The 12,693-nt window shown below is 70.4% G+C and carries 9 protein-coding genes; 5 read left to right on the top strand and 4 right to left on the bottom strand.

Going from position 1 to position 12,693, the window contains the following annotated elements:
• Window positions 1-18 precede the first annotated feature (18 nt).
• Genes AW272_RS35710 through AW272_RS35700 form a run of 3 tightly spaced genes read right to left on the bottom strand, consistent with a single transcriptional unit; the run spans window position 19 to window position 3,534 of the window.
• Window positions 19-918 carry a carbohydrate ABC transporter permease gene (locus AW272_RS35710; protein ID WP_066374458.1) on the bottom strand — a complete coding sequence of 300 codons (900 nt, stop codon included), beginning with the start codon at window positions 916-918 and terminating at the stop codon, window positions 19-21.
• Window positions 915-1,901, bottom strand: coding sequence for an ABC transporter permease (locus tag AW272_RS35705; RefSeq protein ID WP_066374456.1), 987 nt, complete (start codon window positions 1,899-1,901; stop codon window positions 915-917). The genes AW272_RS35710 and AW272_RS35705 overlap by 4 nt, the downstream gene beginning before the upstream one ends.
• Entirely contained in the window at window positions 1,888-3,534 is a 1,647-nt protein-coding gene (locus AW272_RS35700) for an extracellular solute-binding protein (RefSeq protein ID WP_066374454.1), read from the bottom strand. Before AW272_RS35700 ends, AW272_RS35705 begins: the two co-directional genes overlap by 14 nt.
• A gap of 111 nt (window positions 3,535-3,645) precedes the next feature.
• Between AW272_RS35700 and AW272_RS35695 the strand changes: the two genes are divergently transcribed.
• Both AW272_RS35695 and AW272_RS35690 read left to right on the top strand, forming a co-directional pair.
• Window positions 3,646-4,872 carry an ROK family transcriptional regulator gene (locus AW272_RS35695; RefSeq protein ID WP_066374451.1) on the top strand — a complete coding sequence of 409 codons (1,227 nt, stop codon included), beginning with the start codon at window positions 3,646-3,648 and terminating at the stop codon, window positions 4,870-4,872.
• A gap of 61 nt (window positions 4,873-4,933) precedes the next feature.
• Window positions 4,934-5,383, top strand: a complete 450-nt coding sequence (locus tag AW272_RS35690; RefSeq protein WP_066374449.1) for a hypothetical protein — start codon at window positions 4,934-4,936, stop codon at window positions 5,381-5,383.
• Here AW272_RS35690 and AW272_RS35685 read toward each other — a convergent pair.
• The gene (locus AW272_RS35685; RefSeq protein WP_066374447.1) at window positions 5,380-6,750 is read right to left on the bottom strand and encodes a sigma factor-like helix-turn-helix DNA-binding protein; all 1,371 of its coding nucleotides are present in this window, start codon (window positions 6,748-6,750) and stop codon (window positions 5,380-5,382) included. The two genes, AW272_RS35690 and AW272_RS35685, sit on opposite strands and share 4 nt — an antisense overlap.
• A 180-nt stretch (window positions 6,751-6,930) precedes the next feature.
• Between AW272_RS35685 and AW272_RS35680 the strand changes: the two genes are divergently transcribed.
• The 3 genes from AW272_RS35680 to AW272_RS35670 all read left to right on the top strand — a co-directional run bounded on the left by AW272_RS35680 (window position 6,931) and on the right by AW272_RS35670 (window position 12,689).
• Window positions 6,931-7,380 carry a nuclear transport factor 2 family protein gene (locus AW272_RS35680; protein WP_157519094.1) on the top strand — a complete coding sequence of 150 codons (450 nt, stop codon included), beginning with the start codon at window positions 6,931-6,933 and terminating at the stop codon, window positions 7,378-7,380.
• Between the two features lie 53 nt (window positions 7,381-7,433).
• Complete coding sequence (locus AW272_RS35675) at window positions 7,434-9,764, top strand: ABC transporter permease (RefSeq protein WP_066374444.1); 2,331 nt, start codon at window positions 7,434-7,436, stop codon at window positions 9,762-9,764.
• Between the two features lie 156 nt (window positions 9,765-9,920).
• Window positions 9,921-12,689: a glycoside hydrolase family 3 protein gene (locus AW272_RS35670; RefSeq protein WP_066374443.1), complete on the top strand. Its 2,769-nt coding sequence runs from the start codon at window positions 9,921-9,923 to the stop codon at window positions 12,687-12,689.
• Window positions 12,690-12,693: the final 4 nt, after the last annotated feature.

The following is a 12,693-nucleotide window of genomic DNA, read 5'->3' as shown; positions in this document are numbered from 1 at the left end:
ACAGAATCCTGGGGAAGACTACCCCTTGACCGCGCCGATGATCACGCCCTTCGTGAAGTGACGCTGGACGAACGGATAGATCAGCAGGACCGGCACCAGCGCCACCACGATGATGGCCATCTTGATGGCGAGGTTCGGCGGCAGGGCATACCCGGCGGCGGTGTCGATGGCCCGCTGGTTCGGCACCAGGTTCATGCCCTGCTGCACGTACTGCCGCAGGATCAGCTGCAGCGGCCACTTCGTGTTGTCGTTGATGTAGAGGACGGCGTTGAAGAACGCGTTCCAGTAGCCGACCGCGTAGAACAGCCCGATCACCGCCGTCACGCCCTTCGACATCGGCAGCACGATCCGCCACAGGATCCGGAAGTCGGAGGCCCCGTCGATACGGGCGCTGTCGAGCACCTCACCGGGAATGTTCATGAAGAACGCCCGCATGACGACCAGGTTGAACGCCGACACCGCCGTGGGCAGGATCAGCGACCAGTAGCTGTCGATCAGCCCCAGCTCCCGCACGATCAGATAACTGGGGATCATGCCGGGCGTGAACAGGAACGTCAGCAGGAACAGGAACAGCAGCGGCCGGTGCAGCACGGATCCGGGCCGCGACAACCCGTACGCGGCGAAGATCGTGAGCCCCAGGCTCAGCAGCGTGCCGACGACGGTCACCCCGGTCGAGACCAGCACCGCGCGCGTCACCACGCCCCCGCCGAACAGCTCCCGGTAGGCGTCGAGCGACAGATCGCCCGGCAGGGTGACCAGGCCGCCCGCCTCGGTGACGGTGGCGGCGGTCGACAGGCTGGTCAGCACCACGACGTAGATCGGATAGACCATGGCCAGCACGAGCAGCGTCAGCACGACGGTCTTCAGCGTCAGCCCGAAGACGGTCGGCCGTTCCTGCCAGACGGGACGGGTAGTCATGATCGTTTGTAGATCCCCTGCTCGCCGAACCGATGGGCGACCTTGTTGGCCACCACGATGAGGATGAGCCCGACCAGGCCCTTGAACAGCCCCGCCGCCGCGCCGTAGCTCCACGCGCCGGTCATCAGGGTCCGCCAGTAGACGAAGGTGTCCAGCACCTCCGCCGCCTCGGCTCCCACGGCGTCGCGCTGCAGGAAGAACTGCTCGAAGCCGACGTTCAGCGCGTCGCCCAGCCGCAGGATCAGGAGCAGCAGGATCACCGGCCGCAACCCGGGCAGCGTGATGTGCCACATGCGACGCCACCGGGAGGCCCCGTCGACCGCCGCGGCCTCGTACAGATTCGTGTTGATCGCGGCGAGAGCGGCGAGAAAGATGATCGTGCCCCAGCCCGCGTCCTTCCAGACCGACTGAGCGGTGACCAGCACGATGAACGCGTCGGGGTTGGTCATGATGTTCCACGGCTCGTGCCCGGCCTGGCGGAGCGTCTGGGCGAGCAGCCCGGCCCCGCCGAGGATCTGCTGGAACAGCGCCACGACCAGCACCCACGAGAAGAAGTGCGGCATGTAGACGATGCCCTGGATGAACAGGCGCAGCCGCCGCGACAGCACGCTGTCGAGCAGGATCGCCAGCGCGATCGGGATCGGGAAGTAGAACACGAGCTGGAACGCGGTGATCGTGATCGTGTTGCGCAGCGCGGTCCAGAACTCCGGGTCCGACAGCAGCCACTGGAAGTTGTAGAGCCCGACCCACGGGCTGCCGGTGATGCCGTCGTAGGGGGAGTAGTCCTGGAAGGCGATGACGTTGCCCAGCGTCGGCACGTAGTGGAACACCACCACCAGCGCGACCGCCGGGAGCGTCATGGCCAGCAACTGCCAGTCACGCCGGAGTCTGGCCAGTAACGGAGGCCGGGCCCGGCCGGCGGATGAGGTCAGGGCATCCGCCGGCCGGGAGTCCGCGCGCTTGCGGGCCTTAAGAACGGCCATTGTCGGTGAGGACCTTCGTGTAGAACTCACGACCGGCGTCGCCGCCGCCCGTCTTCCACTCGGTGATCGCCTGCTGGAGGGTGCTCAGTGCGCGGCGGCCCCGGATGATGTCGACGACCTTGTCATCGAACGGCTTCGCCGCGGCGGTGAAGTCGCCGGGCTCCTCGATCCTGATGCCGTCGAACGGATCCTGGTGCCGGACCTGCGCTGCGGCGTTCCACCAGGTGGTCGCGGTCTCCACGTACTTCGGGTGGGCCTGCGACTCGAAGATCGGGTCGACCCGGCCGCCGAGCCACACGTAGCTGCCCACGATCTCCTTCGGCCCGAGCTCGGTCACCTGCGGGGCGCCGGCCGCGTCGCGGGTGAAGTGGACGCCCTCGACGCCGTTGTTGAACAGGAGCTGCTCCTGGCTGCCGAAGGGCGCCGAGAGGTATTCGAAGATCGCGAGCAGTTCCTCGACCTTCTCCTTCGGGGTGCCCTTCTTGATGAACGTGTAGCCCGGGTCCTGGTTCATCCGGTATTCGGGCTTGCCCCCGTCGGCCCCGAACACCGGCACCGGCTCCATCCAGAAACCGGGCTTCTCCTTGCCGACCTGGATGAGCGTCTCGGCCCAGAACGAGAAACCGTCGCTCTTCACCAGGATCTGGCCCGACTTGAACAGCTCCTTGTCGTCGGCGGCCGACTTGGCCGACAGGACGTTGGGGTGCACCAGCCCGGCGTCCACGGCCTTGCGCATCCACTCGACGGCGGCGGCGTATTCGGGCGTCTCGTAGCGATGGACCAGGGAGCCGCCCTCCTTGCGCCACTTCTTGGGGGCCCGGAAGATCTCCTCCACCATCGGGAAGATGTCGCTGAAGGCCCAGCGGTCCTTCTTGGCGTCGGTGACGGCCTTGCCCATCTCGAACAGGTCGTCGGCGCTCTTCGGGGCGGCCTGACCCAGTTCGTCCCAGAGGTCCTTGCGGTAGAAGAGCACCCAGCCGAACTGCGGCGTCGGGTAGGAAGGCACCGCCTTGAGCTTGCCGCCGAAGACGGAGTACTGCCAGGCCAGGGTCGGCAGCGCCGACAGACCGGGGTACTTCGCCGAGACGTCGCCCGCCAGATACGGGGTGAGGTCCTCGAACAGGCCGTCGACCGCGCGCGAGTAGTCGGGCACGGCGGTCAGCGCCCAGCCGGGGAGCGTGGTCACGTCGGCGACGTCGCCACCGGCCAGCAGGGTCGGCAGCTTGTCGTTGATGGTCAGGCCGTCGAGGTAGTTGAACTCGACGGTCGCGCCGAGGTCCTTGTTGACGGCGTCGTAGTAGGCGTTCTGGCCGAGCGGCGCCGGGAGCGGGCTCCAGGTCGGCACCATCACCTTGTATGAGCCGCCCTTGCCGGGGACGGCCTTGACCAGGTCGACCAGCTTCTCGCCCGACGGATAGGACAGGTATCCGTCGCGCCCGAAGCCGGGCACCGAGCCCGGAATGTCGGGGGTCAGCACCGTACGCGGCACATATTTGGGCACCAGCGCCGCGAGTTTGTCCATCGCGGCCGCGGTGGCCTTGGCGCCGGGTTTCGGTCCCGGCGGGGCGGAGCAGGCGGCGAGCACGCTCAGCCCGGCGAGACCGAGGAATCCCCGTCTCGTTGTGGTTCTCATGAAGCGCCCCCTTCCTGGTAGAGTTAGTTAGTCTAACGACCAAACAAACTAGTCCAGAACCCAAGTCGCCACAAGTGCGGGATGATGGGGCCGACACGGAACGGGGCTCAATTGATCACCAACACGCAGGGAAGCGCCTCCGGCCCACAGCCGGCCGACTTCACCGATGTGCGGGCCACCAACCTCGCCGTCGTGCTGCGGTTCGTGCGGGAGAACGCCCCCTGCTCGCGCGCCGACATCGCCGCCACGACCGGCCTCAACAAGGCCACGGTGTCGAGCCTGGTCGCCGACCTGATCGACCGCCGGCTGCTGCGCGAGACGGGGCTGACCGAGAACCGGGTGGGCCGCCCGGCGACCATGCTCGTGCTCGACGGCTCGCCCTACGCGGCGGTCGGCATCGAGGTGAACGTCGACTATCTGACGGCGGTCGCGGTCGACCTCAAGGGCGAAGAGTTGCTGTCGTGGCGGCGGTCCTTCCCCGGCGGCTCGGCCTCGCCGGGCCAGGCGGTCGCCGGGATCGCCGGCGTCGCCCGCCGCGTGGTGAACCGGATGACCAAAGACGCCCGGCAGGTGCTCGGCCTCACCGTCGCGGTGCCGGGGCTCGTCGATCTGAACGGTTCGGTGCGGGTGGCCCCGAACCTCGGGTGGCGCGACGTCGACCTGGCCGGTGACCTGGCCAAAGCGCTGCGCGATCCGGGCTTCCCGGTGCTGGCCGACAACGACGCCAATCTGGGCGCGCTGGCGGAGTTGCGGTTCGGGCCTCATCGCGGCGTGCAGAACCTGATCTATCTGACCGGCGAGATCGGGGTCGGCGCCGGGATCGTGCTCGACGGGCGGCTGCGGCGCGGTGGGGCCGGGTTCAGTGGCGAGATCGGGCACATCGAGATCGTGCCCGGCGGGCCTCCGTGCCTCTGCGGGCGGCGGGGCTGCCTCGAGGTGGTGGCCGGACTGGGCGCGATACTTGCCCGCACGGTTCCCGGCGGGGTGTCCCCGGAGGAACTGGAGCCCGAGATCGACGAGGTGGTGCAGCGGGCCGAGGCCGGCGACCCGACCGTGCTCGCGCTGCTCGACACCCTCGCGGAGAACCTCGGCAAGGGCGTCGGGATCGTCGCGAATCTGATCAATCCCGAGGTCGTGGTGCTGGGCGGCTACTACGTGAAGCTCGCGCCGTGGATTCTGGCGCGGGCCGAACAGGAGATGCTCAGCCGGACCCTGGCGCCCGGGGGAGGCGGCTGCCGGCTCGTGGTCTCCGGCCTCGGCTACGGCGCCGCGGCTCTCGGCGCGGCGGCCCGGGTGCTCGACTCCGTCGATTCCGGACGGCTGCCCGCGCCTGCCTAGGACTTAATTTAAGGCCCGGATTCCCGTTGACGCGGAGGTCGTTCGCGCTGATATTCAGGGCATGAGTCGTTTATCGCGGGTTCTCGCCGTCGCGCTGCTGGCTGTTCTGGTGACACCGGTCGCGCCGGCCCAGGCCGCCTACGGATCCGACCTCCCGGTGAACATCGACGTGTACGGCCAGGGCATCAAGCTCTCCGGCGCCTACGGCACGATCGCCTTCGACGACGGGAACACCAAATACCGCTACTCGATCGCGGTGTGCTGGCAGGGCAGCTACAGCCGCCCCACGCTCTACGCGTCGGTCAACGGCGCCTGGCGGAGTCCGCTTCCGGCCGGTGGCACGGCGGTGACGATCCCGCAGTGCACGGGTCAGGCCACCCTCCTGTCCGGCGAGGTGACCGCGGGCGCGACCATCAACAACGTGGCGATCGTCGTCGACGGCGTGAAGTTCAACCCGCCGAACAGCACCTACCACACCAATTCCGCCTTCTACGACAACCCGTACAACTAGAAACCCGGCAGGACGAGGTCGCCGAGCCAGCCCGGGTAGGAGTAGGTGTCCAGCGTGCGGATCGTCCCCGTGGTGACGTCGATCGCGTAGGTCCGCCAGAGGCGGGAGGGCTTCTGGTCCCCGGGTCCGGGGGATCGCGGCGTGGCGACGACCGCCGTGACCTCGGTCGCGTTGAGCCAGGGCCCCATGCGCAGCGGGAAGAAATCGCCGGGCGGTCGCTGCAGCCGGGTCCTGGTCCGCGTCTCGCTGGTGCCGGCGTCCACGGTGACGATCTCGGTCTCGCCGGGGGAGGCCTCCTCCCGCGCGGGGCGGGTGAGATAGGCGACGGTCGTCCCGTCGGAGGTCGGCCAGCCGGGGGTGTGCCATGCCGTGTCGGTGAAGGGCCGCATCTCCCCGTCGGTGAGCAGGCCGAGACGGTCGGGGCCGTACGCGACGAGCGGGCCGCCGCCCGCGCCGATGCTCCGCACCTGCCAGCCCGCCGGGAGGACGGTCGTCTCGCCCGTCTCGATGTCGACCAGGGTGTCGGTCTGAGCATCGACCGGGTTCGTCGCGTCGCCGACGGCGAGGAAACGTCCGTCGGGTGACAACGTGATCTCCGCGCCGTTCTTCACGATGTCGGCGGTCGAGAAGAGCGGCGGCGCGAGCCGCACCTGGCCGGACTCCAGATCGCGGACCGCGAACCTGCCGTCCTTCACGCTGTAGTAGGCGATCTTCCGTCCGTCCGCGGTGATCGCGACCGGGGCGGCGACGAGCATGTACGGGCCTTCGTGCTCCCCGGGGACGACGCTCATCGCCTCGGGCATGTTGTAGCTGTCGCCCGAACGCGTCACCACCCGCCACTGGAGGCAGTCGCGCCCGGACAGGTCGGGCATCTTCCCTTCCTTCGGTCCCTCGCCGCACCAGTCGAAGGAGGCGTAGGCCGCCGGTGACACTCCCGAGGCGGGCAGCACCGCCTCGGCGGAGGTCGCGACCTGCCCGCCCGCGCCCGGCAGCACCCCGGCGAGCACGGCGGTGATGATCGTCAGGACGGCCGTGACGCCCAGGGCCGAGGAGGCCGAGAGGGCCACCGCCCTTCTGCGCCGCGCCAGGCCGGCGGTCTCGTGGACGCTGCGGTCCTCGTAGAAGCGCAAAACCAGAACGGCCCGCTGCCGGGGTGTCAGCCGGGACAGCGCCTGCCACAGCACGATCCGGCTGACGCTCTCGTCGCCGGGATCGCGGCTCTGCCTCGCCGCGCCGGCGACCGTCAGGTTCCGCCGCTGCCGCCGCCACCACGAGATGTGCTCGTTGACCAGCGACCGGCGCACGTAGGCCTCGGGGTTGCCCGCCGCGGCGATCCTCCGCCAGTTCCCGGCCACCCGCACCAGCACGTTCTGAACAGGTCCTCGGCCTGATGGGCGTCCCCGCACAACAGATAGGACGTCCGCATCAACGCCAGCTGCCTGGCGCGGAGGAACTCCCGGAAACCCTCATATCGATCCACGTTTCTCCTCTCATCCCTTATGAACGCCGGGGCGGAGACATCGGTTGGAGGGGGTACGACCGGATTCATGACATCGTTCACCAGGGAAAGCGCACTCGAACGGGTCCGCCTGGCCGAGGACGCCTGGAACAGCCGCGACCCCGAGAGGGTGTCGCGCGGCTACTCCCTCGACAGCCGCTGGCGCAACCGGGCCGAGTTCGTCACCGGCCGCGCCGAGATCGTCGACTTCCTGACCCGCAAGTGGCACCGGGAGCTGGAATACCGGCTCATCAAGGAATTGTGGGCGTTCACCGGGAACCACATCGCGGTCCGGTTCGCGTACGAATGCCACGACGACTCCGGCCAGTGGTATCGCTCCTACGGCAACGAGCAGTGGGAGTTCGACGACGACGGGCTGATGGCGCACCGGCACGCCTCCATCAACGACCTCCCGATCGAGGAGTCGGAGCGTAAGTACCACTGGCCGCTCGGCCGCCGCCCCGACGACCATCCCGGGCTGACCGATCTCGGTCTGTAGCCGGGGGCCAGCACCCTGTTGCACCAGGCCGCAGGCGGCGGAAAGTCGGCTTTGTGGGAATACTGGCCGCCTGGTTCGGCATCGAGGCCCGCCGCAGGCGGCGGGAACTGTGCGCACTCGTGCTTCTGGTCGCCGTCGGGGTGGCCGTGGTGTCGGCCGCGCTGGCGGGGGCGCGGCGCGGGGAGAGCGCCCGCGACCGGCTGCGCGAGGCCACCCTGCCCGCGCACGCGATGATCTCCAACCTCGATCCCGCCATGGACTGGGACCGGGTGCGCGCCCTGCCCGGGGTCGAAGCCGTCGCCCCCTGGGCCGTCGCCGGGCTCTACGTCGACGACGTCCCGCTGAACTGGTTCTCCGTGCCGCCGGCGGACGCCGCGCTGTGGCGGGACATCGAGCGCCCGGTGCTGCTGGCGGGCCGGTTGCCCGATCCGGCGCGGGCCGACGAGGTCGTGGTCCAGCATCGTTACACCGTGCTCTACGGCAAGACCGTCGGCGACACCGTGACGATCAAGCTCAGCACCCCCGAAGAGGTCGACCTGCTGGCCGACGCCGGAGGCGGGCTCGGCGGCGGTCACGGACCCCGGATCACCGCGACGATCGTCGGCGTCATCAGGTCGCCGTTCTTCTCCGACGGCGTCGACGGCCCCGGTGTCGTGCTGCCCTCCTCCGGTCTCTTCCGGCAGTACCGCGACAACCTCATGGGCGCCTCGGGCCGGGGCTTCACCGTCGCGCTGGCCCGGCTCGCCGACGGTGCCGCCGGGGTGCCGAGGCTGCGCGCCCAGATGGAGGCGCTGACCAGGATCCCCATCCAGGTCGACGACCTGAGCGTGACCTTCCGCCACTACGACCGGCTCACCTCCTTCCAGGCGCTCACCGTGCTCGCCTTCGGCCTTGCCGCGCTGGCCGTGGCCGCCGTCACGATCGGCCTGTACGTCGCCCGCACCGCCGAGTCGTCGCAGGCCGACCTGAGGATGTTGCGGGCGGGTGGGCTGACGCCGTGGCAGGAGACGGCGGCCGCCGCGCTGGGCCCGGTCGCCGCCGGTCTGGCCGGAAGCGCGCTCGGCTTCTGCGGGGCGGCGGTGGCCTCGATCTGGACGCCGGTCGGCGCCGCCGCCAACTACGAACCCGACCCGGGCCTCCACCTCGACATGCTGATCCTGGCGCCCCCGCTCGTCGTGGTCCCGGTGCTGATCGCGGTGGAGGTGGCGGTGCTCACCTGGGCCAGACGGACGCCCCGCAGGCCGGCCGGGTCGGCCATGTCCTCCTCCCTCGTCCGGCTGGACCTCCCGGTGCAGGTGGTCGCGGGCCTGCGCCAGGCCGTGAGCCGTACGGTCGCCGGGACCCTGGCGGGGATCGTCGGGCTGGTCGCCGCGCTGACCTTCTCGGCCGGGGTGGCCGACGCGGCCGGTGACCCGTCCCGCTTCGGGCAGACCCACCAGGCCGTGGCGTTCCTCGGTTACAACGGTGACCGCGGTGAGGCGGGGGTGCTCGCGAAGATCGTCCAAGACCCCGATGTGGCGGGTGTCGTGGAGGCCCGGTCCACGGTCGTCTCGGCCGACGAAGCCGTCTTCGTCGCCTACGGCATGTCCCCGATGAGCGGCCGGGTGCCGCCGGAGGTCGTGCGGGGGACGGCGCCGGCGGCCGACGACGAGGTGCTCCTGGCCGTCACCACCGCCGATCAGTTGCGCGCCGACGTGGGCGACCGGGTCAGGCTCACCGGGCCGGTCGGCGCCGGGGACTTCCGGGTCTCGGCCGTCGGCCTGCTGCCGATCGGCGTGTCCAACATCTACGACGACGGCGCGATCGTCACCTCGGGCGGCTACGACCGGCTCGCCCGGACGTTCGACATCATCCTCGGGCTGGTCGCCTTCCGGCCGGGTGCCGAGCCGGGAACGGTGCTGCGGCGGCTCCGGCAGGCGATCGGCCCGGAGGTGAGCGTGACACCCGCGCTCCTGCCGCCGCAGGTCGCGGGGATCCGCGACGCGCGGGTGCTGCCGTTGGTGCTGGCGGGATCCCTCGGTCTGCTCGCCCTGGCGACGCTCGCCAACGCGGTGAGCGCCACGGTGCGGCGACGGCGGCACGACGTCGCCGTGCTGCGCGCGCTGGGCATGACCCCCCGGCAGGTCCGCTGGATCCCCCGCACCCAGGCCGTCGCGCTGGCGGCGACGGGCCTGCTCTTCGGCGTGCCGCTCGGGGTGGCGGCCGGTCGCGCGCTGTGGCGGCTGGTGGCCGAGAGCACCCCGCTCGTGTACGTCCCGCCGACTCCCGTGGAGACGCTCGCCCTGGCCGTGCCCGTCGCCCTCGTGGTCGTCATGGTGCTGGCGGCGCTGCCCGCCCGCCGGGCCGCCCGGCTCCACCTGGCGGAGACGCTGCGGGCCGAGTGATTGGGTCTTGACCCCGAACCGGTTAAGCGGCACTCTTCGGATAAGTCCGGCGTAACGTCGGCGAAACGTTTTCGAAGCGCTTCGACATCTGACCTCCAAGCGCTTCTTTCCGCGTCTCTGCTCCCATTTCGAAGCGCTTCGACCGAGGACGTGCCCATGAGCGAACCCTTCCGCGACCCCGCTCTCCCGGTCGCCGAACGCGTCGCCGACCTGCTGGCCCGGCTCACCATCGACGAGAAGATCGGCCTGCTGCACCAATATCAGGCCCCTGTCGAACGGCTCGGCCTGGAACCGTTCCGCACCGGCACCGAGGCCCTGCACGGCCTGGCCTGGCTGGGCCCGGCGACCGTGTTCCCGCAGGCCGTGGGCCTGGCCAGCACCTGGAACCCGGAGCTGGTGCGCCGCGTCGGCGCGGCCACCGCCGACGAGGTGATCGCCTTCCACCGCAAGGACCGGGCGGGCGCCGGGCGCAACGTCTGGGCGCCGGTCGTGAACCCGTTACGCGACCCGCGCTGGGGCCGCAACGAGGAGGGCTACAGCGAGGACGCGTGGCTGACCGGCGTCTTCGGGACGGCCTACGCGTCGGGCCTCAAAGGCGACGGCCGGGTCATGAAGACGGCGCCGACGCTGAAACACTTCCTGGCCTACAACAATGAGACCGACCGCTGCGTGACGAGCAGCAATCTGCCGCCCCGCGTGCTGCACGAATACGAACTCCGCGCCTTCCGCGCCCCCGTCGAGGCGGGCGCGGCGGTGGCCGTGATGCCCAGCTACAACCTGGTGAACGGCCGCCCGGCCCATCTGTCCCCGCTGATCAACGACGTGCTGCGCGGCTGGGCCCGCGACGACCTGCTGGTCGTCAGCGACGCCTACGCCCCCGCGAACCTGTTCGGCCTCCAGGCCTACTACGACGACCCGCCCGCGGCGTACGCCCACGCCCTGAAGGCGGGTCTCGACAGCTTCACTCAGGACGACGCCTCCCCGGAGGCGACCCTCGGCCACATCGTGAAGGCCCTGCAGCGCGGCCTGATCGACGAGTCCCACATCGAGACCGCAGTTCGGCACGCCCTGTCGCTGCGCGTCCGGCTGGGCGAGTTCGACCCGGTGGAGCCCTACCAGGAGATCACCGAAGCGGTGGTCAACCGGCCCGAGCACCAGGCGCTGGCCAGGGAGGCCGCCACCGAGTCGATGACGCTGCTCAAGAACGACGGGCTGCTGCCGCTGACGTCCAGGAAGGTGGCGGTCGTCGGCCCGCTGGCCGACGTGCTGCTCGAAGACTGGTACAGCGGCACGCTGCCCTACCAGGTCACCGCCCGCGCCGGCCTCGCCGGACGCGTCGAGACGCTGTTCTGCGAGGGCGTCGACCGGATCGTGCTGCGCTCCGACGAGGGCTACGTGTCGGCGAGCGCCGAGACCACCGGCGGGCCGCTGGTCACCGGCCCGTCGGCCGAGTTCGACCTGTTCGACTGGGGCGGCGGCGCGATCGTGCTGCGCAGCGTCGCCAACGGCCGCCACGTCGGCGTCGACGGCGGCGGCGTGCTCGTCAACGACCAGCCGGGGCCGAGCGGCTGGGAGGTCCGGCAGACGTTCCGGATGGAGGACCGTTTCCGGGGCATGGTCCTGCGCCACATCTCCACCGGGCGATACGTCGGGATCGACCGGGGGGTCCTCACCCTGGCCGACGACCCGGAGAACGCGGCCGTCCTCGTCGTGGAGACCGTCGAGAGCGGTCAGGCCACCGCCGTCCGGCTGGCCGCCGAGGCCGACGTCGCGATCGTGGTCTTAGGCGACCATCCGCTGGTCAACGGCCGGGAGACCGAGGACCGCACCGACCTCGCACTCCCGCCGCTGCAGGAGGAACTGCTCAAGGCGGTGTACGCCGCCAACCCGAACACCGTCCTCGTCGTGTCCAGCGGCTACCCGTTCGCGCTCAACTGGGCCCAGGCGAACGTGCCCGCGATCCTGTGGTCGTCGCACGGCGGCCAGGAGTACGGCCACGCCCTCGCCGACGTGCTCTTCGGCGACGCCGACCCGGGCGGGCGGCTCACCCAGACGTGGTACCGGTCGGCGGGCGAACTCCCCGACCTGCTCGACTACGACATCATCGCCACCGACGCGACCTACCTCTACTTCCGCGGCCGGCCCCTCTACCCGTTCGGCCACGGCCTGAGCTACACCACGTTCGGCTACCGCGACCTGACGGCCGCACCCGGCGGGACGACGCTGCGCCTGGAGGCCACCGTCACCAACACCGGCGCCCGTCCTGGCGTCGAGGTCGTGCAGTTCTACACCCACCAGTGCCGCTCACGGGTCAAGCAGCCCGTGCGCTCGCTGCGGGGTTTCGTGAAGGTCTGCCTCGCGCCCGGTGAGAGCCGCAGAGTGGGCGTCACCGTGCCGCTCGACGACCTCGCCTTCTGGGACGTGACGCGGAGCCGGTTCGTCGTCGAGGCCGCCCCCTGCAAGGCCCAGGTCGGGTCCTCCAGCGGCGCGATCAGGCTGTGCACCAGGTTCGACCTGCCGGGGGAGACCGTCCCGCCCCGCGACCCCGCCCGGCTCGACGCCGTGACCTGCGACGACTACGACGGCATGACCCTCTGTGAGGCCACCCGCGAGACCGGCGACGCCGTCAGGTCGGCCGGGCCGGGAGCCTGGATCCTGTTCCGCGACGTCGACTTCGGCGAGGAGACGACGGTCGCGGTGACGGCCGCCAGCGACGACGGCGGCGTGGTCACCCTCCGGCTCGGCGACCCCCTCGGCGAGATCGCCACCACGGTCGCGGTGCCCCGCACGACCTCGCGGTTTGATCCAGTCGAGACCCGGGCGCACCTTTCGCCGGTGACCGGAGTGCGCGATGTTTATCTCGTGTGCGAGAACGAGGGAGTAACCGTGACCGTGGTGGAGTTCCGTCAGGGATCCCACGCGTGAGGAC

Source organism: Herbidospora mongoliensis (genome assembly GCF_001570545.1).
GTDB classification, from domain to species: domain Bacteria; phylum Actinomycetota; class Actinomycetes; order Streptosporangiales; family Streptosporangiaceae; genus Herbidospora; species Herbidospora mongoliensis.
The sequence above is the reverse complement of the archived record's forward strand: the minus strand, read 5'-3'. Positions and strand labels throughout refer to the sequence as shown.